This is a genomic window from Allobranchiibius sp. CTAmp26, from assembly GCF_017565405.1.
Taxonomy (GTDB): domain Bacteria; phylum Actinomycetota; class Actinomycetes; order Actinomycetales; family Dermatophilaceae; genus Allobranchiibius.
Window position 1 is genome coordinate 54,205 of record NZ_JAGEKR010000002.1, and the last position, 25,459, is coordinate 79,663.

Below are 25,459 nucleotides of genomic sequence, written 5' to 3' on the forward strand. Positions count from 1 at the left end.
AAGCGAAGACGCTCCGCCGCGGGCGCTGACAGGTCCGACGGGTCGGGCGGGTCCGTGCCCGGGACTGCCCGGGACAGTCCCGGCGTACCGTTGACATGGTGACCACGACAACGCCGAGTCCCTCGCTCACCCGCTCCGGAGCGGTCGACGGACAGGGGATGGACGCGGGGGTTCCCGCGCACTACGGCGACCCGATGGGCGAGCAGCGGCGCCTCGTCGCCGGTGACGCACTCGTCGACCTCTCGCACCGCGGCCTCGTCCGGGTGACGGGACCCGACCGCCTCACCTGGCTGCACTCGATGACCACCCAGAAGCTGGACGACCTGGCCGCGCACCAGGGCGCCGAGACGCTGGTGCTCAGCCCGCACGGGCACGTCGAGCACGCGATCCATGTCGTCGACGACGGCGAGTCGGTGTGGCTCGGGGTGGAGCCGGGCACGGCCGAGGCGCTGGTGCAGTGGCTCACCTCGATGCAGTTCATGCTCCGGGTGCAGGTCACGGACGTGAGCGCCGACTTCGCTCAGTTCGGTCAGGTGTCGAGCGAGGCGGGCAGCGCCGAGCAGTACGCCGCGGACGGCACGCTGGTCTGGGTGGACCCGTGGCCGACCATGGGACCCGACACCGCGTCGTACTCCGACGCCGACCCGCACCCGGCGGCCGGACGGCGCTGGCGCGAGGTCATCGTGCCGCGCGAGCGCGCCGCGGAGTTCATCGGCGACCGGCCCCTGTCAGGCACCCTGGCCGCTGAGGCACTGCGGGTCGCCGACTGGCGGCCCCGGTTGGGCTCCGACACCGATCACCGCTCGATCCCGCACGAGTTGGACTGGCTGCGCACCGCCGTGCACTTGCACAAGGGGTGCTACCGCGGGCAGGAGACGGTCGCGCGGGTGCACAACCTCGGTCGCCCGCCGCGTCGGGTGGTCTTCCTGCACCTCGACGGCTCCGGTCACGTACTGCCCGAGCCGGGCGCGCAGTTGCGCGTCCCCGGCGTCGAGCGTCCGGTCGGCACCGTGACGACGGTCGCCCGGCACCACGAGGACGGCCCGATCGCGCTCGCGGTCATCAAGCGCAGCACCCCGACCGACGTCGACCTGGTCGCCGACGACTGTGCCGCAGCGCAAACGGTGATCGTCACGCCGTGAGCGACCCGGTTCGCGCCCTCTACGACACGGTCGCGACGGCGTACGACGAGGCGCTCGCGAACGAGTTGGACGGCAAGCCCCTGGACCGCGCACTGCTCGCGGGGCTGGTCGACAGCACCGGCGGCGGCCCGGTGGCCGACCTCGGATGCGGACCTGGGCAGGTCGCCGCGCAGCTTCGCCGTTGCGGGGTCGAGCACGTGGTGGGCATCGACCTGTCCCCGCTGATGCTCGCCGCCGGTCACGCGCGGCACAGCGACCTCGATTTCGCGGCGGGGGACCTGCGCGCGCTGCCGTTGGCGGACGGCGTCCTCGCAGGTGCGACAGCGTTCTACTCGATCGTCCATCTGCACCCGTCGCAGCGGCTCGCCGTGCTCCGGGAGATGGCCCGGGTGCTACGGCCGGGCGGTCAGGTGCTGGTCGCCTTCCACGTCGATGCCCCGGGCATCCCGATGGGCACCGCGCACCGGGAGCCTCAGTTCCTGGGCCACGACGTCACCTTCGACGGCTGGTTCCTCGATCCCGACGACATCGCGGAGGTCGCCGTGGAGGCCGGGCTGGTGGAGGTGGCCCGCTGCATACGCGCGCCCATCCCGGACCTCGAGTACCCGAGCCGCCGCTGCTACCTGTTCCTCGCCCGCCCGGCGTAACCCCCCGGCTCCGCTCCCGCCCGCTCCGACCCACCTCGCCGACGGCGTACGCGGTCTTACTTACTACTTGTGAGTAGCATCACGCTTGCTTGATCTTGCATCTTGCTAACTGCAGCAAGCATACTGTTCGTATGACACCGAGTCCCGTGAGCGATCTGGGCGGCTTCCTCAAGGAGCAGCGCCAGCAGGCGCAGCTGTCCTTGCGGCAGCTGGCGGAGCGCTCCGGGATCAGCAATCCCTATCTGTCCCAGATCGAACGGGGTCTGAAGAAGCCCAGCGGCGAGATCCTGCAGGCCCTGGCCAAGGGGTTGCGCATCTCCGCCGAGCAGCTCTACGTGCACGCCGGTCTGCTCGACGCCGATCCGTCGGGCGGCGAGCGAAGTGCCCTCGACGTGCGTACGGCGATCCGCGCCGATCCGCTGCTCACCGATCGCCAACGCGGTGTCCTGCTCGACCTCTACGCATCGTTCGTCGATGACGAACCGATGCGCTCCAGCTGAACCGAACATCCATCACGTCCAACGGAAAGGTACCGATCATGGCTGCCAAGTCATCGAAGAAGACCGAGAACAACACCCCGCTCTACGCGCTCGTCGGTGCTGCCGACGCGGCCGTCAACAACGTGCTCGAACTGCTCGACCAGGCCGGTGAGCGCGCGGAGGCGCTGCGCACCGAGACCCAGCCGAAGGCCGTCCAGGCCCGGCTCGCCGAGACCCAGGGCCGCGTCACCGAGGCCGTGAACGACCTCGTCGCCCAGATCGAGGCGCTCCCGCAGACGGCGACGTCCACCGTCACCCAGGTGCAGAGCGACCTGGAGAAGTCCTACAACGACCTGGTCGCCCGCGGCCAGAAGGTCATCGACGACCTGCGTAACCAGCCGGTCGCCAAGAAGCTGCAGGCACAGACCGACAGCCTCACCGGTCGGGCCCGCAAGCAGGCCGACGACGTGCGTAAGCAGGCCGATGGCGTGCGCAAGCAGGCCCGCAAGGCCGCCGTGGGGACCACCTCCACCGCCAAGAGCACCGTCTTCGCCGGTCGCAAGGAGGTCGCCCGCAACGTCGCCGGTGTGGCCGCCCGCGTGTCCAGTGACACCGCGCGCCTCGAGCGCGCCGCCGAGCGCGACGGCCGCAGCGCCGCCGCCAAGGAGGGCAACGCCAAGCCGAGCGCCCGCAAGCCCGGCCCGAAGAAGGCGGCTGCCAAGAAGTCCACCGCGAAGAAGGCCACCGCCAACAAGAGCGCGGCCAAGACCACCTCCGCCCGGACGACCGCCGCCCGCAAGACCACCACCGCGAAGGCCACGCCGGCCCGCAAGACCGCGGCGAAGAAGACGACCACGTCCTCGACGCCCGCCTCGACCGGCACCACCGCGAGCACCAGCACCAGCACGACCTCGAGCTCGACCCCCAGCACGACGAGCTCCAACTCCTGAGCCCTGTCCGGTGCGCTGCCCGACGGCGGCGCACCGGGCAGCACCACGCGACTCCCCGCGACTCCCTGTCCTACCGATTCGTCGGTACGACGGGGAGTTTCGGCGTTCTCGGGGGTGGGCACCTATCGTGCTGCGGGTGAGTTCGGTCCAAGCCTTGTCCGGTGCGCCCGTGGTGGCGCACGTCGTACGAAACGGGTTCGTGGAGTCGGTGCACCACGGGTGCGCCGTCGTGACGGACCCCGACGGCTCGGTGGTCCGGGAGGTCGGGGATGCCGGCGCCGCGTGCTTTCCCCGCTCCTCCAACAAGCCGTTGCAGGCGGTCGCGATGCTGAAGGCCGGGCTGCAGCTCAACGCCCCGCTGCTCGCGCTGGCCTCCGCCAGCCACTCGGGAGAGGCCTTCCACCTGGACGGGGTGCGGCAGATACTGGCCGAGAGCGACTTCACGCCGGACGACCTGCAGAACACCCCGGATCTGCCGTACGACGTGCAGGCCCGCGACGCCTGGCTCGCGGCGGGCCACGGCCCCACCTCCCTGACGCAGAACTGCTCCGGCAAGCACGCCGGGATGCTCGGCGCGTGCCGCGCGGCCGGATGGGACCCGGCGACCTACCTCGACCCGCAGCATCCCCTGCAGCAGTCGATGGAGCAGACGATCTCCGAGCTCGCCGGTGAGCAGGTCAGCGCGACCGCGACCGACGGATGCGGCGCGCCCGTGATGGCGATCTCGCTGACCGGGCTCGCGCGCGCGTTCGGGAGGGTCGCGGCCGCGCCCGAGCGCACCCACGAGGGCCGCGTGGCGGGCGCTATCCGCGCCCACCCGGACTACCTCGGCGGGACGCGCCGGGACGTCACGGCACTCATCCGCGCCGTACCGGGCGCCGTCGCGAAGGACGGCGCGGAGGCCGTCTACGCCGTCGGGCTCCCTGACGGTCGGGGATTCGCCGTGAAGATCGCCGACGGCACCCAGCGTGCGCGTCAGGTTGTGATGGTCGCGCTGCTGCGCGCGGCGGGTATCGACGCTGCCGGTCTGGACGAGATCGGCACGGTGCCGGTGCTCGGCCACGGCGAGCCGGTGGGCGCCGTCCTCCCCATCGGCATCTGAGACCGCGATGCGGGCCGTGCTGCAACGCGTCACCCGGGCGCGCGTCGACGTGGGTGACGAGTGCGTCGGGCGCATCGACGTCCCCGGCCTGGTCGCGCTCGTCGGTGTCACGCATGACGATTCGTCCTCCGAGGCCGACGTTCTGGCCCGCAAGATCGCCGAGCTGCGCATCCTCTCCGGCGAGCAGTCGGTGCTCGACCTGGGCGCACCGGTGCTCGTCGTCTCCCAGTTCACGTTGTACGGCGACACCCGGCGCGGGCGGCGCCCGTCCTGGGGTGCGGCGGCGCCCGCGGCGCACGCCGAGCCGCTCGTCGAGCACCTGGTGGCGGAGTTGCGGCAGCGCGACGTGCACGTCGAGACGGGGCGTTTCGGAGCGCAGATGAGCGTGACGCTCACCGGTGACGGCCCCTTCACCGTCCTCGTCGAGACCTGAGACCGGCCGCCGCGGGCTCCTGATCCCGGTTGTCCCGCATCGTCGCTGCGGATATCGGGCGGTCGGCACAGGCGGCGACCGTAGACTTTCGCCATGAACCCGCTCAACGGCCTCTTCGTCGTCCAGTTCTGGCTCGGTCTGGTCCTCGGCCTGGTCATGCTGGGATGCGAGGTCGTGGCGTTCGTGGACTGCCTGCGCCACCGCGAGGACGCGTTCCGTGCCGCCGGCAAGCTGACCAAGAACAAATGGCTGCTCATCACCGGGATCGCGCTGGTGCTCGGCTTCCTGACCGTCACCAACCCGATCGGGTTCCTCGGGATCATCGCGATCGTGGGCTCGGCCGTCTATCTGGTCGACGTACGCCCCGCGCTGCGACAGGTGCTCGGGAAGGCACGGGAGTCCAGCAACCAGGGCCCCTACGGACCCTGGTGAATCACCTGCGCTGATGCGGAAGCTGATCGGCCGGGTGCAGCCGTATGCCTGGGGCTCGCGCACCGTGCTCGCGGAACTCACCGGACGCCCCTCACCGGCGGAGGGGCCGGAGGCGGAGTTGTGGCTGGGCGCGCACGAGGCGGCGCCCGCCGGAGTCGGTGACAACACCCTCGACCACGTCATCGCCGACGACCCCGCCGGCACCCTCGGCGCCGACCTGGCGGCACACACCGGCGGCAGGCTCCCCTTCCTGCTCAAGGTGCTGGCACCCGAGCGTGCGTTGTCGATCCAGTGTCATCCGGACGCGCGGCAGGCCCTCGACGCCGTGCCCGGCACGTACGCCGACCGGTCGCCGAAGCCGGAGGCCGTCGTCCCGCTGACGCCGTTCGAGATGTTCGCCGGGATGCTCCCGTACGACGAGATCGTGGCCCGGCTGGTCAGTCTGAAGATCCCCGAGCTGCACGCGCTCGCCGCCGAATCCCTCACCGCCCACGACATATTGGCGGGCATTCTCGCGACACCGGCCGATGCACGGCCCGATCTGGTGGAGCGGATGCTGTCGGCCCTCGACGGGTCTCACGCCGTGCCCGACGGCGTGGCCGACGCGCTGCGCTCCGTGGCGCAGGACTATCCCGGTGACATCGGCCTCATCGTGCTGCTGACGATGCAGCACCGGGTCGAGGCTCCGGGCAGCTACCTCTTCGTCCCCGCGGGGGTGCTGCACGCGTACGTGCGAGGCGCCGCGATCGAGATCCTCGCCAACTCCGACAACGTCGTGCGCGCGGGCATGACACCCAAGAAGATCGACGTGCCCGAGCTGCTGAGGATCGTGCAGGTGCACCGCCAGATGGTCTCCGAGGTCGGCGAGCGGCGTGGGCGGGTGGTGCGGTATCCACAGTCGGCAGAACAGTTCTCACTCTGTCTGGTCGACCCGGGGGAGGAGCCCGCGCCGGTCGCCGTGGCCGGCCCGCGCATCGTGCTGGCGCTGGGCGGGCCGGTGCGGGTGGCGTGCGACGGGGAGGCGTTGGCTCTCGCTGTGGGCGAGGCTGCCTTCGTCGAGGCGGCAGAGGGTGCCCTGACGATCAGCGGCCCCGGGACGGCGTACGTCGCGGCCCCCGGTCGACCTGCCTGAGCCGGCCCGGCACCTCCTTGATCAGGAGCCGGGTCGTACGGCGGCCCAGTCGACCGTGATCTCACCCATCCGCCACCGGGCGGGTCCGTCGTGCAACGGCCAGCCGGCGTCGTGCAACGCCCGCGCGGCCGCGAGGTAGCGCTGCCGCGGCCCGTACGCCGACAGGGGACTGGCTCGTTCCCACGCCTCGTCCAGTGCGGCCAGGAACGCGTGCACCCGCTCGCCGGGGACGTTGCGGTGGATGAGCGCCTTCGGCAACCGCTCGGCCACGATCGAGGGTGTCGCCAGATCCGCCAACCGTAGTGAGACGGTCAGCGAGAGCGGCCCGTCGGCGTCCAGCGCCACCCAGCTCGCGACCCGGCCGATCTCGTCGCAGGTGCCGTCGACCACCAGGCCGTCCGGCGCCAATCGCTCACGCATCCGTGACCAGGCCTGCTCGACGTGCGCCTCGTCGTACTGGCGCAGCACATTGAACGCGCGCACCACCTGCACACGTCCGCTCACCGGGATCTCGAATCCGCCTCGTACGAAGGACAGTCCGGGTCGCTGTAGGGGGAGCGCGTCGGCGACCCTCGCGGCTTCGATCTCGACGCCGACCACGTGAGTGTCGGGGCGTACGGCGCGCAGCCGGTGGTGCAGTTCGACGGCGGTGACGGGATACTTGCCGTATCCGAGATCGACGACCAGCGGCCGATCGACGGTCCGCAACCGCCACGCCTGGGGCCCGGTGAGCCATCGGTCGCAGCGCCGCAACCGGTTCGGTGCGGTGGTGCCCCTGGTGGTCAGACCCACCAGTTTCACCTGTTGCACGGGGCGAAGGTTACCCAACCTGCCCGATCGGGGCCGTGCCAGACTGGATGGCGATGTCACTCCTCCCCGAGATCCCCTCCGCCGTGCGGCGAGTGGCGATGATCAGCGTGCACACCTCGCCGTTGGAGCAGCCCGGCACCGGAGACGCCGGCGGCATGAACGTCTACGTGCTGGAGACCGCGCGACGTCTCGGTGAGCGTGGCGTGGAGGTCGAGATCTTCACCCGCCGCACCAGTGCTGCCTCGGCCGAGGTCGTGCCGGTGGCCCCCGGGGTCCTGGTGCGCCACATCGACGCCGGACCGTACGAGGGTCTGTCCAAGGACGACCTGCCCGGCCAGCTGTGCGCGTTCGCGGCCGGGGTGATGCGGCTGGTCGCGATCAGCCCCGAGGGCCACTACGACCTGGTGCACTCCCACTACTGGCTGTCCGGACAGGTCGGGTGGCTGGCCGCCGACCGGTGGAACGTGCCGCTCGTACACACCATGCACACGATGGCCAAGGTGAAGAACCGCTCTCTGGCACAAGGCGATCGGCCCGAGCCCCCCGGTCGGGAGATCGGCGAGGAGCAGGTCGTCCGCGCTGCCAGCCTGCTGGTCGCCAATACCGAGATCGAGGCGCGTGAGCTCGTCGAGCTGTACGACGCCGACCCCGCCCGAGTGCGCGTCGTGCCGCCCGGTGTCGACCTGGTCACCTTCGCGCCGGGTGACCGCGGGACGGCGCGGGAGGCGCTGGAGTTGCCACAGGACGCGGAGCTGGTGCTCTTCGTCGGCCGGATCCAGGCGCTGAAGGGCCCGGACGTGCTGCTGAAGGCGGCCGCCGAGATGGTGCGGCGCGACCCGCAGCGCCGGCGGCGGCTGATCGTCGCGGTGATCGGTGGTCCCAGCGGATCGGGGCTGGACAAGCCCCGGGCCCTGCAGGCTCTTGCGCGCGAGCTCGGGATCGCGGACATCGTGCAGTTCGTGCCCCCGGTGCCCCGCCAGGAGTTGGCGCGGTGGTTCCGCGCGAGCGACGCGGTCGCTGTGCCGTCCCGCTCCGAATCGTTCGGCCTGGTGGCCCTGGAGGCTCAGGCGTGCGGCGCGACGGTCGTGGCGGCCGATGTCGGCGGCCTGCCGCGCGCGGTCGGAGCTGCCGGCGTGCTCGTGCAGGGACACGACCCGGCCGTCTGGGCCGAGCAGCTGCTGTCCGTGCTCGACGCCCCGGATGAGCGGGACGAGGTGGCGCGCAAGGCCGTCGAGCATGCGCAGCGGTACGGCTGGGAGCGCACGACCGATGAGTTGCTGGCGGTCTACGAGCGCGCCTGCCGCGACGCTCGCACCGACATCTCGGCGCAGGACGAGGGCTCCGCCCGACTGTTGGAGTTGCCGCTGGCCGAGGCGGTGATCCCGTGAGCCCCGTGAACGGCGACGTGCACGAGACGATCCGGGACTTCCTCGCCGCCAGCGAGTTGGAGTGGGAGACGGGTGCGCGCGACGGCGAGTACATCGTGACCCTCCCCGGCGATCGCAAGCTCAAGACGGTCACGTCGCTGCTGGTCGGCGAGAAGGCACTGACCACGACGGCGTTCGTCATCCGCCATCCCGACGAGAACGCCGAGCAGTTCTACACCTTCCTGCTGCGGCGCAATCTGCGGATGGGGGCGGTGGCCTACTCCATCGACGGCACCGGCGATGTGTACGTCGGCGGTCGGGTACCGCTCGCCGGTGTCGGGGCCGACTACCTGGACGACGTACTGGGTGCGGTCCTGGAGGCGGCCGACGCGCCCTTCAACGAACTGCTCGTCATCGGCTTCCTGTCGTCGATGAAACGCGAATGGGCCTGGCGGATCAAGCGCGGGGAGTCCACGCGCAACCTCGAGGCGTTCCAGCATCTGCTCCAGGATTGACCGCTCCCCACTTCTAGACTGGCCCGCATGACTCACACCCTGGTGTTGCTGCGGCACGGCGAATCCGACTGGAACGCGAAGAATCTCTTCACCGGGTGGGTCGATGTCCCGCTGACGGACAAGGGCCGCGACGAGGCGACGCACGGCGGCGAACTGATCAAGGACGCCGGGCTGCTGCCCGATGTCGTGCACACCTCGTTGCTGCGCCGGGCGATCACGACCGCGGGGCTCGCGCTCGACGTCGCCGACCGCCACTGGATCCCGGTGAAGCGTTCGTGGCGGCTGAACGAGCGGCACTACGGCGCGCTGCAGGGCAAGGACAAGAAGGCCACGCTGGAGGAGTTCGGCGAGGAGCAGTTCATGACCTGGCGCCGCTCGTACGACGTGCCGCCGCCCGCGATCGAGCCCGGCTCGCCGTACAGCCAGGACGGCGACCCCCGGTACGCCGACCTCGGCGCCGACGCACCGCGCACCGAGTGCCTCAAGGACGTCATCGCCCGCTTCCTGCCCTACTGGGAGTCGGACCTCAAGCCGGATCTGCAGCAGGGCAAGACCGTGCTGGTCGCCGCGCACGGCAACAGCCTGCGCGCGATGGTCAAGCACCTGGACGGCGTCAGCGACGAGGACATCGTGGGCCTCAACATCCCCACCGGGATGCCGCTGGTCTACCGGCTCGACGACGACTTCACGCCGACCGTGGCCGGTGGGGAGTACCTGGACCCCGAGACCGCGAAGGCCGCGGCCGAAGCGGTGGCCAACCAGGGCCGCTGACCGCCGGTCGGTGGGCTTCGCCCTGACGGCGTTCGCATTCATTGACGGCGTTCGAACGCCGTCAACCGTCGCGAACGCCGTCAGGGTGCGGCCGGCGCGCGAGCGTCAGCTCTGCTGGTCGGCGTACCGGCCCGTGACCAGGTAGACGATGCGGGCCGCCACGGCGACCGCGTGGTCGCCGAACCGCTCGTAGTAGCGGCTGATCAGCGTCGCGTCGACGGCCGCCTCGGTGCCGTGCGCCCAGCTGTGGTCGACCAGCGTCGCGAAGACCTTCCGGTGCAGCTGGTCCAGCGCGTCGTCGTCCTTCTCGATCTCGACGGCGGCGAGCGCGTCCTTGTGGGCGATCGCCTCACCGGTCTTGGCGGCCAGGTGCGCGGCGGTCGTCTCCATGTCGGTGATGACCTCGCGCAGCTCGTCGGGCACGCCGTGCTCGGGGTAGCGCATCCGCGCCACCTTGGCGATGTGCCGGGCCAGGTCGCCCATCCGCTCGATGTCCGAGGCCATGTGCATGGCCGTGACGACCATCCGCAGGTCCGTGGCGACCGGCTGCTGGCGGGCGAGGAGGTCGATGGCGTGGTCGTCGACCTGCCGGCGCAGCTGATCGATGTCGTCGTCGGCCGCGATGACGCTCTCGGCCAGGGACAGATCCGCCTGCAGGAGTGCGTCGGTCGCCCTGGTCATCGCGATCCCGACGAGTCGGGTCATCTCGACCAGGTCGTCGGAGATCTTGTCCAGGTCTTCGTGAAAGGCGTCGCGCATACGCTCATTGTCCTCGGCTTGCCGGGCGGGTCGCCCAGAGGCTGACATCGGTCGGTGAACGGGACCAGACTCGCAGGTGAACACCAGGCAGACACGAACCGACGCGTCATCCACGTCCCGATCGCTGCGTACGCTAACCCGCGTGTACGTCGTGCTCGGTCTGGCTGCCGCTCTGGTCGTCGGCCTCCTCCTCGGTGTCGCCGCCGCGGGATGGCGTCGGCGTACCTCGACCGCTCAGGCCGTTGCGAGCACGCGGCTCACGAGCCTGTCACCGCAGGTCATCGAGGTCATCCAGGCGCTGCCGGGCATGTCGATCGTGGTGGACGCCTCCGACCGTGTGGAGCGCGCGTCGCCGCGCGCCGACGCGCTGGGTCTGGTGCGTCGCAGCGAGCTCGCCCACCCGGAGATCCTCGACCTGGTCCGATCGGTACGCCGCGACGGCGACACCCGCGAGGTCCAGGTCGACGTCGCCCGGGGACCGGTCGGTCCCGGCACACTGGCTCTGCGTATTCAGGTGGCGCGGCTGGGCGCCGAGCACGTCATCGCCCTGGTGGAGGACCTGACCTACTCCCGCCGGGTCGAGGAGACCCGGCGCGACTTCGTGGTCAACGTCAGTCACGAGCTCAAGACCCCAGTCGGCGGCCTGTCACTGCTGGCCGAGGCTGTCGAGGGTGCTGCGGAGGACCCTGAGGCCGTACGCCGCTTCGCCGGCCGGATGCATGCCGAGACCGCAGGCCTCACCCGGCTCGTGCAGGAGATCGTGGAGCTGTCCCGGTTGCAGGTGTCGGACACCTTCGACGAACCCGTGCCGGTCGACGTCGTCGCGTGCGCCCGGGAGGCCGTCGAACACGTGCGGCTGCTCGCCGAGGACAAGCGGATCGAGTTGGTCCAGGCGAGCCCCATCGGCACCGACGTGCGGATCTTCGGCGACCCGGCGCTGCTCACGACCGCGATCCGCAACCTGCTGGAGAACGCCATCCACTACTCCGACCCCGGCACCCGCGTGGCGCTCACGGTGCGCCGTCAGGGCGCCCTCGCCTCGGTGGCCGTCACCGATCAGGGGGCCGGCATCTCGCCCGCGGACCAGGAGCGCATCTTCGAGCGCTTCTACCGGGTCGACCCGGCGCGCTCGCGGCGTACCGGAGGCACCGGCCTCGGGCTGGCCATCGTCAAACACGTCGTCGCCGGCCACGGCGGGGAGGTGTCGGTCTGGTCCGAGGAGGGCCAGGGCTCGACGTTCACCCTCCACCTTCCCGTCCCGCCCGCTCTCGAGGACGCGCCGCACCCTGGCGGCCGGTCAGTCGACCGTCTGCCGTCGCACGCCTCACGGACCGTCTCTGGAAAGGCCACCCCATGACCCGAATCCTGGTCGTCGAGGACGAGGAGTCCATCTCGGACCCGCTGTCCTACCTGCTGCGCAAGGAGGGGTACGACGTCGGGTTGGCCGAAACGGGACCGGACGCGCTGACCGAGTTCGACCGCAACGGGGCCGACCTCGTCCTGCTCGACCTGATGCTCCCCGGGCTGTCCGGGATCGACGTATGCCGCGCGCTACGGCAGCGCTCCAACGTGCCGGTGATCATGCTGACGGCCAAGGACAGCGAGGTCGACAAGGTCGTCGGGTTGGAGATCGGCGCGGACGACTACGTCACCAAGCCGTACTCCTCACGCGAACTGCTGGCCCGGGTCAAGGCGGTCATCAGGCGCCGTCAGGAGCCGGAGGAGCTGATGGCCCCCACCCTCGCCGCCGGGCCGGTGCGGATGGACGTCGACCGGCATACGGTCAGCGTCGACGGTGCAGCGGTCGCGTTGCCGCTCAAGGAGTTCGAGTTGCTGGAGATGCTGCTGCGCAACACCGGCAGGGTGCTCACCCGCGGTCAGCTCATCGACCGGGTGTGGGGCAGCGACTACGTGGGCGACACCAAGACGCTCGACGTGCACATCAAGCGTCTGCGGGCGAAGCTGGAGCCGGACTCAGCGAACCCGCGCTTCATCCTCACGGTGCGTGGACTGGGCTACAAGTTCGAGGCGACCGACTGACGGCCGACGTACGCGGCCGAAGGTCAGCCGGAGGTCTGGCCGGGCAGGAGCACCGGCACGACCACGGGGGAGTTGCCGGTGCCGGCGGTCGCGAACGTGACCGTGGTCTTCGCGCCGGGGGCGGCCGGGGTCGAGGCGACCTTGACCGGACCGACGGTGTGGGTGGAGTTGCCCGATGCCTGCCCGTCGAGACGCACGGCGGTGTCGGCAGGCACGGACAGCTGGGCCGTGGAACTGCCGATGGCCACGGTGACGGCGATCGCGGACCCGCTGTTGTTGGTCACCATCCCCTGGAGGGCGCCGGGCGCGCCCTTGCTCGAGGCGACGATGAGCACGCCGGAGAGGGTCAGGTCGCCGACGGTCGCGTTCGTCCCGTTGCTCCCGTTGTAGCTGACGTCGGTCTGCGTCGGTGACAGGTACATGCAGCCACTGAGTAGCGAAACCGAGGTCGCCAGCCCGAGGGCGCCGAACGCGGCCCTGCCGGCTCGAAGTCGTCGCGTCACGGCGCTGAGACTACCGGCTCCCACGGACGGGGGTGCGGGCCGGTTGCTGGGCCGGGAGTCCGGATGGACCGCGCGCGTGCACGACAGACGCCGATCTGTCAAGGGTCGATTTCCGGTCTGTGGATCGTCGGCATGGCCTCTGACCTGCGGAAACGTTTCTGGCGGCCCGTTCAGCCGTGGTATTCTTGAGGTCGCGAAAGGGGCTAACAACAGATGGCTTTCAAGGTCGGCGAGACGGTCGTGTACCCGCATCACGGTGCGGCTCTCATCGAAGAGATCAACAAACGAACGATCAAAGGTGAGGAGAAGCTGTACCTCAAGCTCAAGGTCGCCCAGGGCGATCTGACCATCGAGGTACCCGCAGACAACTGCGACCTGGTCGGCGTCCGCGACGTCGTCGGCAAGGAGGGCCTGGACAAGGTGTTCGAGGTGCTGCGCGCCGAGCACACCGAGGAGCCGACCAACTGGTCGCGTCGTTACAAGGCCAACCTGGAGAAGCTCGCCTCGGGCGACGTCATCAAGGTGTCCGAGGTCGTGCGCGACCTGTGGCGTCGTAACCAGGACCGCGGCCTGTCCGCCGGTGAGAAGAGGATGCTGGCCAAGGCGCGCCAGATCCTGGTCTCCGAGCTCGCGCTCGCCGAGCACACGAACGAGGACAAGGCCGAGGCCACGCTCGACGAGGTGCTCGCCTCCTGACGTCCGATCCGCAGATGACCGACGCCCACCCCAGTTCCGCTGAGGTGGGCGTCGTCATCGTGGCCGCAGGGCTCGGCACCCGCCTCGGCGCCGGTATGCCGAAGGCCTTGGTGCCGCTCGGTGGCGAACCCCTCGTCGTGCACGCCGCCCGTGCGGCGCGTGCCGTGCGGGGTCTGCGGCAACTGGTCGTGGTCGCGCCCGCCACCCACCTGCAGCAGTTCCGCTCCCTCGTCCCCGACGCCGTGGTGGTGGCCGGCGGCAGCGAACGCACCGACTCGGTCGCGGCGGGGCTGCGCGTGCTGGAGCCCGGCATCGACGTGGTCCTGGTGCACGACGCGGCACGCGCGCTGGCGCCCACCGCCCTCTTCGATCGGGTCGTGACCGCCGTCCGTGAGGGGTACGACGCGGTGGTTCCCGGGCTGGCCGTGCACGACACCGTCAAGCAGGTCGACGGCGCGGGGCTGGTCACCGCGACCCCCGAGCGCGACGAGCTGCGCGCCGTACAGACTCCGCAGGGATTCACCAGGGAGGCGTTGCAGCGGGCCCACGCGGGCGGTGCCGCCGCCACCGACGACGCGGCCATGGTCGAGCGATCCGGCGGCCGGGTGCTCGTCATCGAGGGTGACCGTCGCGCCGAGAAGATCACGACGGCGGCCGACCTGCAGAACGCCGCGAGCCGCCTGCAGCCGGCGGACGGCGCGACGCTGATCGTGCTCGGCGGTCTCCCCGGGGTGGGCAAGACCACCACGGCGCGGGCGCTCGCCGCGCGAAAGGCGTTGACGCACCTGCGGGTCGACGTCATCGAGCAGGCTGTCGTCGACAGCGGCCTCGAGCAGCATCCCGTCGGCGAGGTCGGCTACCGCGTGTCCTACGAGCTCGCGTCGCACCACCTGGATCTCGGGATGACCGTGGTCGCCGACATGGTGAACGGCGTGCCGGAGGCGCGCGACGCGTGGCGCGCACTGGCCGATCGTCGCGACGTCCGTCTGCTGGAGGTCGAACTCGTCTGCAACGACGAGGCCGAGCACCGGCGTCGCGCGTCCACCCGGGTCCGCGACATCGAAGGTCTGCCGCAGCCGAGTTGGGAGCAGATCCAGGAGCGGGAGTACCACCCGTGGCATCCGGACCTGCGGATCGACACCGCCGCGAACTCACCCGGCCAGGCCGCCGACGCGATCCTGGCGGCGCTGACCTCCCGTGGTGTCCAGGAGAGGATCGCGCCATGAGTCCCCTGCCGCGTATCGGTATCGGTGTCGACGTCCACCCGTACGCCGACGACGACCGTCCGCTGCACCTCGCCGGCCTGGACTGGCCGGGGGAGCGCGGGATCGAGGGCCACTCCGACGGTGACGTCGCCGCGCACGCGATGTGCGACGCCCTGCTCGGCGCGGCCGGACTCGGCGACCTGGGCGAGCACTTCGGGACCTCTCGGCCTGAGCTCGCCGGAGCGCGAGGTGCAGTGCTGCTCGGTGTGGTGCGAGAGCTGTTGCAGGACAACGGGTTCGAGATCGGCAACGTCGCCGTACAGGTCATCGGAAACCGGCCCAAGATCGGTCCCCGTCGTCTCGAGGCGCAGCGGGCCCTGTCGGATGCGCTGGGTGGTGCTGCCGTCTCCGTGGCGGCGACCACGACCGACGGGCTCGGCCTGACCGGCCGCGGCGAAGGTGTGGCGGCGATCGCCACCGCCCTCGTCGTACCCACCACCTGACCCCGCCGAGTGGCATACATATCCATCGAGTGCACCCCGTAGAGGTGCGCCACTCGACGCATATGTATGCCACTCGGGGGCAGGCCTACGCTGCGAGACATGGACACTCGCAACCTCGGTCACACCGGCATGCACGTCACCCCGCTCTGCCTCGGCGCCATGATGTTCGGCGCGTGGGGCGAGAAGGACCACGAGGAGTCAGCGCGGATCATCCACCGCGCGCTGGACTCCGGCATCAACTTCGTCGACACCGCCGACGTCTACTCCCAGGGCGAGTCCGAGACCATCGTCGGAAAAGCGCTGAAGGGCCGGCGCGATGACGTGATCCTCGCGACCAAGTTCCACAGCCCGATGGACGTTGCGATGGGCGCACCGGGCGGCGATCCGAACAAGCGCGGCAACTCCCGGCGCTGGATGGTGCAGGAGGTCGAGAACAGCCTGCGGCGGCTGCAGACCGACTGGATCGACCTCTACCAGGTGCACCGCCCCGACACGGGCACCGACGACGACGAGACGATCGCCGCCTTGACCGACCTACAGCGGGCGGGCAAGATCCGCGCATTCGGGTCCTCGACGTTCCCGGCGTACCGGATCGTGGAGGGCCAGGTCATCGCACGCGACCGCGGGTGGTCGCGGTTCGTGACCGAGCAGCCGCCGTACTCGATCCTGGCGCGCGGCATCGAACGCGAGGTGCTGCCTGTCACCGAGAAGTACCGGATGGGAGTGCTGGCGTGGAGCCCGCTGTCGGGCGGCTGGTTGTCCGGGCGCTTCCGCAAGGGCCAGGACATGCCCACGACGAACCGGACCAAGATGATGCCCAAGCGCTTCGACCTGTCGACCCCGGCGAACCAACGCCGTCTGGACGCGGTCGAGGATCTCGCGGTGCTCGCCGAGCAGACCGGCATCACGCTGATCGAGTTGGCTCTGGCGTTCGTGATGCAGCACCCGGGCGTCACCTCCGCGATCATCGGTCCGCGCACGATGGAACAGCTCGAGAGCCAGCTCGCCGCCCCCGCGGTGCACCTGAGCGCCGAGGTGCTCGATCGGATCGACGAGATCGTGGCACCCGGCACCGACATCTCCGACGACGGCAACGCGTACGTCACCGACGCGCTCACCGACCCGTTCCTGCGTCGGCGGCGCACCGCCTGACGGTTGCCGTTCCATCGAGCGGAGGGGTCCCGTGTCGAGCGGAGGGCATAGGACCCCTCCGTTCGGCGGCGAACCCCTCCGCTCGATGGGTGAAGAGGCCGACCCCTAGGTTGGGGGAAACGTCGATCGAGGAGTTTCGGTATGCCGCAGACCGTCCGGGGAGTCATCGCCCGCGCCAAGAACCAGCCCGTCGAAGTGGTCGACATCGTGGTCCCCGATCCGGGGCCGGGCGAGGCGGTCGTGGCGGTGCAGGCCTGCGGGGTGTGCCACACCGACCTGCACTACCGCGAGGGCGGGATCAACGACGACTTCCCGTTCCTGCTCGGGCACGAGGCCGCCGGTGTCGTCGAAGCGGTCGGCGAGGGCGTCACGGAAGTGGCGCCCGGCGACTTCGTGGTCCTCAACTGGCGTGCGGTCTGCGGTCAGTGCCGGGCCTGCAAGAAGGGCAAGCCCTGGTACTGCTTCGCCACGCACAACGCGACCCAGAAGATGACGCTCACCGATGGCACCGAGCTGACTCCCGCCCTCGGCATCGGCGCGTTCGCGGACAAGACCCTGGTGGCCGCCGGGCAGTGCACGAAGGTCGATCCGGAGGCGCCTGCCGTCGCGGCCGGGCTGCTCGGGTGCGGGGTGATGGCGGGCTTCGGCGCGGCCGTCAACACCGGCGGTGTCACCCGCGGCGACAGCGTCGCCGTCATCGGCTGCGGCGGGGTGGGCGATGCCGCTGTCGCCGGCGCGTCCATCGCCGGTGCGACGACCGTCATCGCGATCGACGTCGACCCGCGCAAGCTGGAGCTGGCCAAGCACTTCGGTGCCACCCACACCGTCGACCCGCGCTCCGAGGACGTGGTCGAACGGGTCCGCGAACTAACCGACGGCAATGGAGCCGATGTCGTCATCGACGCCGTCGCGAAGCCGGAGACCTACGAACAGGCCTTCTACGCAAGGGATCTGGCCGGCACGGTGGTGCTGGTCGGCGTACCGACGCCCGATCTGAAGGTGGAGCTGCCGCTCATCGACCTCTTCGGCCGCGGCGGTGCGTTGAAGTCCAGCTGGTACGGCGACTGCCTGCCCGAGCGCGACTTCCCGATGCTGATCGACCTCTACCGGCAGGGTCGTTTCGACCTGGACACCTTCGTCACCGAGCGAATCGCCCTCGATGAGGTCGAGGCGGCGTTCGAGACGATGAAGGGTGGCGGCGAGGACGTCGTGCTGCGTTCGGTGGTCGTGCTGTGAGCGAGGTCGTGGCGCAGGGCGACGGCGTGCGGGTGGAGAAGGTCACCACCTCCGGCGCTTTCGAGCTCGACGGCGGTTCGTGGGACGTTGAGAACAACGTCTGGCTGATCGGCGACGACGAGAGCGTGCTGATCGTCGATCCCGGGCACGAGTCCGGTCCGATCCTGGCGGCGGTCGGGGGGCGGCGGATCGCAGGGATCTGGTGCACCCACGCGCACAACGACCACATCGACGCCGCCGCGGGGATCAAGCAGGTGCAGCCCGACGTGCGCATCGCGCTGCACCCCGACGACTGGCCGCTGTGGGAGCTCACCTACCCCGACCAGCGCTTCGACGACGACCTGACCGACGGCGACGTGCGCACGGTGGCGGGTGCGCGCATCGAGGTGCTGCACACCCCGGGTCACTCACCGGGAGCCTGCTGCTTCCACCTGCCGGAGCTCGGCGTCGTCCTGACGGGCGACACCCTCTTCCAGGGCGGCCCGGGCGCGACGGGACGCTCGTTCAGCAGCTTCCCGGTGATCATCGACTCCATCCGGGACCGGTTGCTCACGCTGCCGCCGCAGACCCGGGTGCTGACCGGGCACGGTGACGCCACCACCATCGGGGACGAGGCGCCGCACCTGCAGGAGTGGATCGACGCCGGTTCCTGACCCGACCCGTACGCCGGTGCAGGAAAGTGACCGCGGCGCCCACAACCCACCCATACACCCGCGATGGTCCGGCGTGCCCGCGCGGTCCCGATAAACTCGGCGGGTGAGCCTGCACATCTACGACACCGCCACGCGGCAGTTGCGTGAGTTCCAGCCGTTGCAGGAAGGCCGGGTCGGGCTCTACATCTGCGGCCTCACCACCCAGGGGAGCCCGCACATCGGGCATGTCCGTTTCGCCGTCGCGTTCGACATCCTGCGTCGCTGGCTCACGATCGGGCACGCGTACGACGTGACCCTGGTCCGCAACGTCACCGACATCGACGACAAGATCCTCGACAAGGCACGCGCGCACGACGCGCAGTGGTTCGCGTGGTCCTACGACCACGAGCGGCAGACCAGCGACGCGCTCGACCTGCTCGGAGTCGGCCGCCCGACCTACGAGCCCCGGGCGACCGGGCACATCACCGACATGATCGAGCTGATGGAGACGCTCATCGAGAAGGGCCACGCCTACGCCGCGCCCGACGACAGCGGCGACGTCTACTTCGACGTGCGGTCCTGGCCCGCGTACGGCGAGCTGACTCACCAGAACATCGACGACATGGAGGACGCCGCCGACGCCGACCCGCGCGGCAAGCGCGACCCCCGTGACTTCGCGTTGTGGAAGGGCCGCAAGAGCGACGAACCGGAGTCGGCGAGCTGGCCCACGCCGTTCGGCCGCGGTCGCCCCGGCTGGCACCTGGAGTGCTCGGCGATGGCCCGCCGCTGGTTGGGTGAGACGTTCGACATCCACGGTGGCGGCATCGACCTGCGCTTCCCGCACCACGAGAACGAGATGGCCCAGTCGCGCGCGGCCGGAATGGATTTCGCGCGCTACTGGATGCACAACGGCTGGGTGACGCTCGGCGGCGAGAAGATGAGCAAGTCGCTCGGCAACACCCTGGCGGTCACCGAGATCACCAAGACCGTGCGGCCGCTGGTGCTGCGCTACTACCTGGGCGCGGTGCACTACCGCTCGACGATCGAGTACCACGAGGGGTCCCTCGACGAGGCCGCGGCCGCGGTGGCTCGGATCGAGGGGTTCCTCGATCGTGCGCTGGGAGGTGCGCCGACGGCGTACGACGCAGGGCTGCCGCAGGCGTTCTCGGCTGCGATGGACGACGACCTGAACGTCTCGGGCGCGCTCGCCGTCGTCTTCGACACGGTGCGCGAGGGCAACATCGCTCTGGACGAACACGAATCCGCCAGAGCGCGCGAGCTGGCGCTGCAGGTGGTCGCGATGACCGATGTGCTCGGGGTGAATCCGTATGCGCCGGAATGGGTCTCCGGTGGCGGTGACCGGACCGGGCAGGCGTTGGGCAGCCTCGTCGAGGCCTTGATCGGGCAGCGTGCCGCGGCTCGTGCCGCCAAGGACTTCGCCGCGGCCGACCGGGTCCGAGACCAGCTGGCCGCGGCCGGCGTGGTCGTGGAGGACACCGCCGACGGCGCCCGCTGGTCCTTGGCCGAGCCCCCCTCCGAACAGACCTGACCCGAGCGCGACAGCGACCGCGCACCACGTACTTCAAGGAAAAGAGCACATCATGGCCGGCAACTCCCAGCGCCGCGGCGCCATCCGCAAGGGTGCGAGCCGCAAGGGCGCCAGTGTCGGCAGTGGCGGCCAGCGACGACGCGGCCTCGAGGGCAAGGGCCCGACCCCGAAGGCGGCTGAGCGGCCCAATCACAAGGCGTACAGCAAGTCCTCGTCGAGCGGTGGGAGCAGCGGCTCCGCCTCGCGCGGCCCGTCGCGGGGCCGCTCGGGCTCGAAGAAGCCCAGCTCGGAGATCGTCGCCGGCCGCAACTCGGTGCTCGATGCGCTGCGCGCGCAGATCCCCGCGACGGCGATGTACGTCGCCGGGCGGATCGAGTCCGACGATCGGGTCCGCAGCGCGCTGAAACTCGCTGCCGACCGGGCGATTCCGATCCTGGAGACGCCGCGCGGTGAGCTCGACCGGATCACCGACGGGGCCGTGCACCAGGGGTTGGCACTGCAGGTGCCGCCGTACGAATATGCGCACCCGAACGACTTCTTCGACCCGGAGGCACCCGGGATCCCCCTGGTCGTCGCCCTGGACGGGATCACCGACCCCCGCAACCTCGGCGCGATCCTGCGGTCGGTCGGCGCCTTCGGCGGCCATGGCGTGATCGTGCCCGAACGGCGGTCGGTGGGGATGACGGCGTCGGCCTGGAAGACCTCGGCGGGTGCTGCGGCGCGGGTGCCGGTCGCCCTGGCGGGCAACCTGAACCGCACGCTGGAGGACTTCCGCAAGGCCGGGTTCTTCGTCCTCGGACTCGACATGGACGGCGAGGTCGAGTTGCCCGACGTACAGCTGGCGACCGAGCCGCTCGTGATCGTGGTGGGTTCGGAGGGCAAGGGGCTGTCCCGGCTCGTCCGGGAGAACTGCGATCAGATCGTGTCCGTGCCGATGAGCGCCAGCACCGAATCGCTGAACGCCGGCATCGCAGCCTCGGTCACGCTCTACGAGATCGCTCGGAAGCGCGCGACCAAGTCCTGACAGCAGCGACGAGCCCGCACCCTCGATGGAGGGTGCGGGCTCGTCGCTTCGTTGGGCGTCAGCGCAGCCGCTGGTGGATGTCCTGGCTCATCCGCACGATCGCCAGGTAGAACTCGAGCGTCATCCGGATGAGGGCGAGGTAGACGATCAGGCCGATCGCCCCGACGATCAAAAACAGCAGACCCGAGCCGGCCGAGTGGTTGAAGCCCACGATCACGAAGCCCAGCCAACCCAGTACGAGGACGACGGTGGCGAGGATGTAGACGACCTTCACGATGATCGGTGTGACGAAGTGAGTGAACGAGAAGTCGAAAAGGGCGCCGAAGAAGCCCTTCGAGTTCTGGGCGGCCTGCGGACCGCCCGATGGGATAGGCGGCCCCGGCGGGTAGGCGTTTCCAGGGCCGCCGGGCTGGCCGGGTCCGCCGGAGCCCTGGTAGCCGCCGGGGCCCTGATCTTCGCCGTAATGCGGTTGTGGTGCGTTTCCGTAATCAGACATGGATACCCCTTGAAAGTGCGTTGTGTGTCCCCAGCGGCGACGCATGTGCGACGTGCCGCGCGCATAACCTAACAACGCTGGAACTCTCCCAGTGGTTAAGCGCAGCAGCGCTTTTGGGCAGTTGTCGGCGCGTAGGCGATCGAGTGGGTGTCGACGCCGACGACGACGCCTTGGCGACCGGGGTGCGGCTGCACGCCCACGTGGCGTACGACCACCTGTCGGGTGCGCTGGTACCCCACGACGAGCGGTGATCCCAGCGGCAGATGAGCCCGCACCCTCGATGGAGGGTGCGGGCTCGTTGCTTCGTGCAGCGTCGCGTGCTCAGCGGACGTCGATGACCACGGTCTTGATGATCTTGTCGGCCAGGGTCTGCCGCTTGCTGTCCCACAGGGGGAAGAGCCACCCGATGTAGCAGATCAGGCTGTCGACGAAGTGCGCGATGTCGCGCACGAACGCCATCAGCGCGCCGATCGGCTGCCCGGTCTCCTCACTGATCAATTTGGTGCCCAACCGGCGGCGCCCGATGGTCTGACCGGTTCTGCCGCCCTGGATCCACCGGTTCCAGATGAGGAACGCGAGCAGGCCCAGGTAGAGCACGACCGCCACCAGCGCGCCGAGCTTGCTGTTGATGGCCGCCGCGATGATGACCACGATGTAGACGACCAGGCTCGGTACGAGGGCATCGATCAGGTAACCGCCGGCCCGCTTGCCCCAGCTGGACAGGTTGCCCTGCGTCGGCGCAGGCGCACCGGAGTACTGCGGCGCGGATCCGTAGCCGCCACCCTGAGCGGGCGCCTGGCCGTACGCGCCGCCCTGAGCGGGGGGCTGGCCGTACCCGCCCTGTTGGCCGTAGTCGCCCTGCTTCCCGTAGTCCCCGCCCTGCGCGGGCGGTTGGCCGTACCCGCCCTGGTCGGGGTATCCGCCGTACTGCGGATACCCCGAGGGCTGCCCCTCACCCTCGGGAGGTTGTCCGTACGGATTGTCGTTGTTGCTCATGCGCCATCCCCGTCGACGTTGTGGTCAATGCCCAGCAGAGTAGCGGGATCACGCTCCGCGAGACCGTGTTTCGCGGCCTCGAATGGAGTCAGTCCTTGGCGCGTACGGGGATCGACTGGGTGTCGACGCCGACGACGGATCGTTCGTCCGGCTTGTCGGGGAGCACCCAGTCCACGTAGTCGCGCACGGCCTCCTCGATGAGCACGTCGCGCTCGAGCTTCTCCGACATGTACCACCGATGTTCGAGGACCTCGTGGAAGAGTTCCGCGGGCTCGAGTTTGGCGCGCAGGTCCGGGGGCGCCGCGCGGGTGATCGGCTCGTAGATCGTGGTCAGCCAGTCGTGCGCCACGATCTCCTCGTCATCGTTCTGCCGGTCGTGCGCCGCGCGGAAGGAGTCCAGGTCGTTGAGGAGCCGCCGCGCCTGGTTGTCCTCGACGTCGAGTCCGGTCAGCCGCAACAGTCGTCGCGAGTGGTGCCCGGCATCGACCACCTTGGGCTGGATGCGGATCCGGGTGCCGTCGACGTCCGTGGTGATATCGAGCTCTCCGACGTCGAAACCGAGGTTGTTGAGGCGCCGGATCCGCTCGTCGACGAGCCAGCGCTCGCCCCGGTCGATGGTCTCGACGCGGGTCAGCTCGGCCCACAGCTCGGCGTACCTGGTCATGATCCGCTCGGAGACGCTGATCGCGTCGATCTCGACGGAGAGCAGCCCGCCCGCCTGCAGATCCATCAGCTCACCGGCGATGTTGACCCGGGCGATGTCGAGGTCGTGGGCGCGCTGACCGTCGCTCAAGCGGTTGTGCAGCTCGCCGGTCTCGGCGTCCACCAGGTACGCCGCGAACTCGCCGGCGTTGCGCTTGAAGAGCGTGTTGGACAAGGACACGTCGCCCCACCAGAAACCGTTGAGGTGCAGCCGTACCAGCAGCACCGCAAGCGCGTCGATGAGGCGCTGCACCGTGCCGGATCGCAGCGCCTGGCTGAGCATCGCGCGATAGGGCAGGGAGAACTGCAGGTGCCGCGTGAGCAGGCATGCGTCGAGCGGTCCGCCGTCGACGTCCGTGCGCCCGGCGATGATGCCGACGGCCTCGACCGCCGGCTGGTCCAGGCGGCGCAGGTTGCGCAGCAGCGCGTACTCGCGGCGCGCGATGTCGGCCTTGATCTCCTTGACCGCGATGATCCGGCCCTCGATGCGTACGAAACGCACGACGTGCCGGGAGATCCCGCGTGGCAGCGCCGCCAGCAGGTCCTCCGGCCAGTCTTCCAACGGGGTCTCCCACGGGAGATCCAGCAGTGCCGGCCACGGCCGGGCGGCGGTGATGTCCAGGCCCACACCTGCATCGTGTCACCTCCGGCGAACACCAACCATGGCCCGGCCGACCCCGGGTCCCTTGTCCGCGTGGTTACCCGAAGGTAACGTCTAGGTCACGACAGTGACCCACGACACATCGCCGCCGGGTGCTGATTCCCTCTTTCTCGAAGGATCCACGATGCGAATCACCCCCCTGCGCCGCTACGCCGTCGCCACCGCAGCGCTGCTCGCGACGAGCGGCGGCATCGCGGTGGGAGCCCTCCCGGCGCACGCCGCGGCGCCCCGGTCCACGGGTGGATGGGCCCGGACGGGATCGTTCTACACCTATACGGGGGCGCGGACGCTGGCGTCGTTCCAGCCCGGCACGGTGCTGAAGAGCCGCACGATCACCTACCACGTGCAGGGCATCGCGACCCCGGTGCAGGTCACCCAGCTGCTCTACCGCACCCGCACCCAGCTGGGTCAGGCCGTCGCCAACGTGACCAGCGTGATCCACTCACCCGTCCCGGACGTGACGCACAAGGTCGTCACCTACAACTCGTTCTACGACTCGCTGAACGTCGAGGACAGCCCGTCGCGCAGCATCGCCGGCTCGACCTCGCCGGGCGCTCAGACCTTCGCGGAGGAGCAGCTGGCCTTCACCTCGTTGCTGAGTGCCGGGTACGACGTCAACGTGCCGGACTTCGAGGGACAGGTGCCGCACTACACGGTGGGCCCGGAGAACGGCTACATGACGCTGGACTCGATGCGCGCGGTCGGCAAGTCCACCGCGGTGGGTCTGGGAGCCAACACCGACTTCGCGATGATGGGGTACTCCGGCGGATCGATCGCGACGGAGTGGGCCGCGCAACTTGCGCCGTCGTACGCGCCCGACATCAACCGCCACCTCGTCGGCGCCACCGAGGGCGGCGTGTACGTCGACCCGGCACACAACTTGAAGTACGTCAACGGCTCGACCAAGTGGAGTGGCGTCGCCCTGCTCGCGATCAACGGGCTGGAGCGCGGGTTCAACATGGACCTGACGCCGTACCTGTCGACGTACGGCAAGGCCGTGCTCGGCGCGACGAAGAACGCGGGCATCGGCGACGCCGAGGGCAAGTACCCGGGCCTGACGTTCCAGCAGCTGGTGAAGCCGCAGTACGCCAACCCCAACTCCATCCCGGGCCTGCCCAAGGTCCTCAACACGGTCAACGCCGGTCTCGCGCCGTCGCCCACCATCCCGTTCCAGATCCTGCAGGGCGCGTACGGCGTGGGCGAGGGCACCCAGCCGTCGGCGAAGTACGGCACCGGCGACGGCGTGATGGTCACCGGTGACGTGCGCAGCATCGCCCGCAAGTACTGCGCGGCCGGGAACGCCGTCCAGTACACCGAGTTCGGCACGCTGGGTCACACCGACGTGGGCATCACCTGGTTGACGTCGGCGGCCGCCTGGGTGCAGGCCCGGTTCGCCGGCGTGCCTGCACCGAGCACCTGTGCCACCATCCCGGCAGGCAACAGCCTGGCCGCGGAACAGCCCGTCCCGGTCGGCACCCCCGCCGGCTGACGGAAGCGCTGCGCTACTGCCACGAATCGAGTAGCA

General features: G+C 70.0%; 28 protein-coding genes. 22 read left to right on the forward strand and 6 right to left on the reverse strand.

The annotated features are described in order from the left end of the window. The first annotated feature begins 95 nt into the window (after positions 1-95). From J4030_RS01745 to manA, 8 genes are all read left to right on the forward strand, one after another. Complete coding sequence (locus J4030_RS01745; protein ID WP_208047476.1) at positions 96-1,142, forward strand: folate-binding protein YgfZ; 1,047 nt, start codon at positions 96-98, stop codon at positions 1,140-1,142. Continuing rightward, positions 1,139-1,789: a class I SAM-dependent methyltransferase gene (locus tag J4030_RS01750; RefSeq protein ID WP_208047477.1), complete on the forward strand. Its 651-nt coding sequence runs from the start codon at positions 1,139-1,141 to the stop codon at positions 1,787-1,789. The genes J4030_RS01745 and J4030_RS01750 overlap by 4 nt, the downstream gene beginning before the upstream one ends. Before the next feature lie 131 nt (positions 1,790-1,920). Further along, a complete protein-coding gene (locus tag J4030_RS01755) occupies positions 1,921-2,289 on the forward strand; it encodes a helix-turn-helix domain-containing protein (protein WP_208047478.1) in 369 nt (122 codons plus the stop codon). Between the two features lie 38 nt (positions 2,290-2,327). Next, positions 2,328-3,218, forward strand: a complete 891-nt coding sequence (locus J4030_RS17760) for a hypothetical protein (protein ID WP_243762729.1) — start codon at positions 2,328-2,330, stop codon at positions 3,216-3,218. Positions 3,219-3,354: 136 nt separating this feature from the next. Continuing rightward, positions 3,355-4,320: an asparaginase gene (locus J4030_RS17765; RefSeq protein ID WP_307864513.1), complete on the forward strand. Its 966-nt coding sequence runs from the start codon at positions 3,355-3,357 to the stop codon at positions 4,318-4,320. A gap of 7 nt (positions 4,321-4,327) precedes the next feature. Beyond that, entirely contained in the window at positions 4,328-4,753 is a 426-nt protein-coding gene (gene dtd, locus J4030_RS01765; protein WP_208047480.1) for a D-aminoacyl-tRNA deacylase, read from the forward strand. Between the two features lie 93 nt (positions 4,754-4,846). Then, on the forward strand, positions 4,847-5,185 hold the full coding sequence (locus J4030_RS01770; RefSeq protein ID WP_208047481.1) for a DUF2516 family protein: 339 nt from the start codon (positions 4,847-4,849) through the stop codon (positions 5,183-5,185). 13 nt (positions 5,186-5,198) lie between these two features. After that, positions 5,199-6,317 carry a mannose-6-phosphate isomerase, class I gene (manA, locus tag J4030_RS01775; protein WP_208047482.1) on the forward strand — a complete coding sequence of 373 codons (1,119 nt, stop codon included), beginning with the start codon at positions 5,199-5,201 and terminating at the stop codon, positions 6,315-6,317. Positions 6,318-6,338: 21 nt separating this feature from the next. On the opposite strand, the gene J4030_RS01780 is transcribed toward manA, so the two are convergent. Next, the gene (locus tag J4030_RS01780; protein WP_307864514.1) at positions 6,339-7,127 is read right to left on the reverse strand and encodes a class I SAM-dependent methyltransferase; all 789 of its coding nucleotides are present in this window, start codon (positions 7,125-7,127) and stop codon (positions 6,339-6,341) included. A gap of 53 nt (positions 7,128-7,180) precedes the next feature. Between J4030_RS01780 and mshA the strand changes: the two genes are divergently transcribed. The 3 genes from mshA to J4030_RS01795 are packed head-to-tail and all read left to right on the forward strand — an operon-like array spanning position 7,181 to position 9,780. Beyond that, positions 7,181-8,515, forward strand: a complete 1,335-nt coding sequence (gene mshA, locus J4030_RS01785) for a D-inositol-3-phosphate glycosyltransferase (RefSeq protein ID WP_208047483.1) — start codon at positions 7,181-7,183, stop codon at positions 8,513-8,515. Then, complete coding sequence (locus tag J4030_RS01790) at positions 8,512-9,009, forward strand: YbjN domain-containing protein (RefSeq protein ID WP_307864515.1); 498 nt, start codon at positions 8,512-8,514, stop codon at positions 9,007-9,009. Before mshA ends, J4030_RS01790 begins: the two co-directional genes overlap by 4 nt. A 27-nt stretch (positions 9,010-9,036) precedes the next feature. Continuing rightward, entirely contained in the window at positions 9,037-9,780 is a 744-nt protein-coding gene (locus J4030_RS01795; protein ID WP_208047484.1) for a phosphoglyceromutase, read from the forward strand. Positions 9,781-9,885: 105 nt separating this feature from the next. On the opposite strand, the gene phoU is transcribed toward J4030_RS01795, so the two are convergent. Next, entirely contained in the window at positions 9,886-10,539 is a 654-nt protein-coding gene (gene phoU, locus J4030_RS01800; RefSeq protein WP_208047485.1) for a phosphate signaling complex protein PhoU, read from the reverse strand. A 142-nt stretch (positions 10,540-10,681) separates the two neighbouring features. On the opposite strand from phoU, the gene J4030_RS01805 reads away from it, so the two are divergent. Then, entirely contained in the window at positions 10,682-11,896 is a 1,215-nt protein-coding gene (locus J4030_RS01805; RefSeq protein ID WP_307864516.1) for an ATP-binding protein, read from the forward strand. Further along, the gene (locus J4030_RS01810; RefSeq protein ID WP_208047486.1) at positions 11,893-12,579 is read left to right on the forward strand and encodes a response regulator transcription factor; all 687 of its coding nucleotides are present in this window, start codon (positions 11,893-11,895) and stop codon (positions 12,577-12,579) included. Before J4030_RS01805 ends, J4030_RS01810 begins: the two co-directional genes overlap by 4 nt. A gap of 23 nt (positions 12,580-12,602) precedes the next feature. Here the strand turns inward: J4030_RS01810 and J4030_RS01815 are convergent, their stop codons facing one another. Beyond that, entirely contained in the window at positions 12,603-13,082 is a 480-nt protein-coding gene (locus tag J4030_RS01815; protein WP_208047487.1) for a hypothetical protein, read from the reverse strand. Positions 13,083-13,295: 213 nt separating this feature from the next. On the opposite strand from J4030_RS01815, the gene J4030_RS01820 reads away from it, so the two are divergent. The 8 genes from J4030_RS01820 to rlmB all read left to right on the forward strand — a co-directional run bounded on the left by J4030_RS01820 (position 13,296) and on the right by rlmB (position 21,079). Further along, positions 13,296-13,778, forward strand: coding sequence for a CarD family transcriptional regulator (locus J4030_RS01820; protein ID WP_208047488.1), 483 nt, complete (start codon positions 13,296-13,298; stop codon positions 13,776-13,778). Between the two features lie 14 nt (positions 13,779-13,792). Beyond that, the gene (gene ispD / locus J4030_RS18415; protein WP_208047489.1) at positions 13,793-15,004 is read left to right on the forward strand and encodes a 2-C-methyl-D-erythritol 4-phosphate cytidylyltransferase; all 1,212 of its coding nucleotides are present in this window, start codon (positions 13,793-13,795) and stop codon (positions 15,002-15,004) included. Continuing rightward, positions 15,001-15,486 (forward strand): 2-C-methyl-D-erythritol 2,4-cyclodiphosphate synthase, encoded by a 486-nt coding sequence (gene ispF, locus J4030_RS01830; protein WP_208047490.1) that lies wholly within the window; start codon positions 15,001-15,003, stop codon positions 15,484-15,486. The genes ispD and ispF overlap by 4 nt, the downstream gene beginning before the upstream one ends. A gap of 99 nt (positions 15,487-15,585) precedes the next feature. Further along, positions 15,586-16,638 carry an aldo/keto reductase gene (locus J4030_RS01835; RefSeq protein WP_208047491.1) on the forward strand — a complete coding sequence of 351 codons (1,053 nt, stop codon included), beginning with the start codon at positions 15,586-15,588 and terminating at the stop codon, positions 16,636-16,638. Positions 16,639-16,779: 141 nt separating this feature from the next. Further along, on the forward strand, positions 16,780-17,874 hold the full coding sequence (locus J4030_RS01840) for an S-(hydroxymethyl)mycothiol dehydrogenase (RefSeq protein ID WP_208047492.1): 1,095 nt from the start codon (positions 16,780-16,782) through the stop codon (positions 17,872-17,874). Further along, complete coding sequence (locus tag J4030_RS01845; RefSeq protein WP_307864518.1) at positions 17,871-18,527, forward strand: MBL fold metallo-hydrolase; 657 nt, start codon at positions 17,871-17,873, stop codon at positions 18,525-18,527. Before J4030_RS01840 ends, J4030_RS01845 begins: the two co-directional genes overlap by 4 nt. Before the next feature lie 103 nt (positions 18,528-18,630). Continuing rightward, positions 18,631-20,055 carry a cysteine--tRNA ligase gene (cysS, locus tag J4030_RS01850; protein ID WP_208047493.1) on the forward strand — a complete coding sequence of 475 codons (1,425 nt, stop codon included), beginning with the start codon at positions 18,631-18,633 and terminating at the stop codon, positions 20,053-20,055. 52 nt (positions 20,056-20,107) lie between these two features. Then, positions 20,108-21,079, forward strand: a complete 972-nt coding sequence (gene rlmB / locus J4030_RS01855) for a 23S rRNA (guanosine(2251)-2'-O)-methyltransferase RlmB (RefSeq protein WP_208047494.1) — start codon at positions 20,108-20,110, stop codon at positions 21,077-21,079. Between the two features lie 58 nt (positions 21,080-21,137). On the opposite strand, the gene J4030_RS01860 is transcribed toward rlmB, so the two are convergent. The 3 genes from J4030_RS01860 to J4030_RS01870 form a co-directional block, all read right to left on the reverse strand. After that, positions 21,138-21,575 (reverse strand): DUF4282 domain-containing protein, encoded by a 438-nt coding sequence (locus J4030_RS01860; protein ID WP_208047495.1) that lies wholly within the window; start codon positions 21,573-21,575, stop codon positions 21,138-21,140. A gap of 321 nt (positions 21,576-21,896) precedes the next feature. Further along, complete coding sequence (locus J4030_RS01865; RefSeq protein WP_208047496.1) at positions 21,897-22,571, reverse strand: RDD family protein; 675 nt, start codon at positions 22,569-22,571, stop codon at positions 21,897-21,899. A gap of 88 nt (positions 22,572-22,659) precedes the next feature. Next, positions 22,660-23,901 carry a DUF4032 domain-containing protein gene (locus J4030_RS01870; protein ID WP_208047497.1) on the reverse strand — a complete coding sequence of 414 codons (1,242 nt, stop codon included), beginning with the start codon at positions 23,899-23,901 and terminating at the stop codon, positions 22,660-22,662. Positions 23,902-24,058: 157 nt separating this feature from the next. On the opposite strand from J4030_RS01870, the gene J4030_RS01875 reads away from it, so the two are divergent. Continuing rightward, positions 24,059-25,423 (forward strand): lipase family protein, encoded by a 1,365-nt coding sequence (locus J4030_RS01875; protein ID WP_208047498.1) that lies wholly within the window; start codon positions 24,059-24,061, stop codon positions 25,421-25,423. The last annotated feature ends 36 nt before the right edge of the window (positions 25,424-25,459 follow it).

Coding starts and splice junctions, on each gene's coding strand:
- J4030_RS01755 (WP_208047478.1), top strand. CDS start 1,921: ATGACACCGAGTCCCGTGAGCGATCTGGGCGGCTTCCTCAAGGAGCAG.
- J4030_RS01875 (WP_208047498.1), top strand. CDS start 24,059: ATGCGAATCACCCCCCTGCGCCGCTACGCCGTCGCCACCGCAGCGCTG.
- manA (WP_208047482.1), top strand. CDS start 5,199: ATGCGGAAGCTGATCGGCCGGGTGCAGCCGTATGCCTGGGGCTCGCGC.
- J4030_RS01865 (WP_208047496.1), bottom strand. CDS start 22,571: ATGAGCAACAACGACAATCCGTACGGACAACCTCCCGAGGGTGAGGGG.
- J4030_RS01770 (WP_208047481.1), top strand. CDS start 4,847: ATGAACCCGCTCAACGGCCTCTTCGTCGTCCAGTTCTGGCTCGGTCTG.
- ispD (WP_208047489.1), top strand. CDS start 13,793: ATGACCGACGCCCACCCCAGTTCCGCTGAGGTGGGCGTCGTCATCGTG.
- mshA (WP_208047483.1), top strand. CDS start 7,181: ATGTCACTCCTCCCCGAGATCCCCTCCGCCGTGCGGCGAGTGGCGATG.
- J4030_RS01820 (WP_208047488.1), top strand. CDS start 13,296: ATGGCTTTCAAGGTCGGCGAGACGGTCGTGTACCCGCATCACGGTGCG.
- J4030_RS01795 (WP_208047484.1), top strand. CDS start 9,037: ATGACTCACACCCTGGTGTTGCTGCGGCACGGCGAATCCGACTGGAAC.
- J4030_RS01840 (WP_208047492.1), top strand. CDS start 16,780: ATGCCGCAGACCGTCCGGGGAGTCATCGCCCGCGCCAAGAACCAGCCC.
- J4030_RS01745 (WP_208047476.1), top strand. CDS start 96: ATGGTGACCACGACAACGCCGAGTCCCTCGCTCACCCGCTCCGGAGCG.
- phoU (WP_208047485.1), bottom strand. CDS start 10,539: ATGCGCGACGCCTTTCACGAAGACCTGGACAAGATCTCCGACGACCTG.
- J4030_RS01835 (WP_208047491.1), top strand. CDS start 15,586: ATGGACACTCGCAACCTCGGTCACACCGGCATGCACGTCACCCCGCTC.
- dtd (WP_208047480.1), top strand. CDS start 4,328: ATGCGGGCCGTGCTGCAACGCGTCACCCGGGCGCGCGTCGACGTGGGT.
- J4030_RS17760 (WP_243762729.1), top strand. CDS start 2,328: ATGGCTGCCAAGTCATCGAAGAAGACCGAGAACAACACCCCGCTCTAC.
- J4030_RS01860 (WP_208047495.1), bottom strand. CDS start 21,575: ATGTCTGATTACGGAAACGCACCACAACCGCATTACGGCGAAGATCAG.
- J4030_RS01810 (WP_208047486.1), top strand. CDS start 11,893: ATGACCCGAATCCTGGTCGTCGAGGACGAGGAGTCCATCTCGGACCCG.
- rlmB (WP_208047494.1), top strand. CDS start 20,108: ATGGCCGGCAACTCCCAGCGCCGCGGCGCCATCCGCAAGGGTGCGAGC.
- ispF (WP_208047490.1), top strand. CDS start 15,001: ATGAGTCCCCTGCCGCGTATCGGTATCGGTGTCGACGTCCACCCGTAC.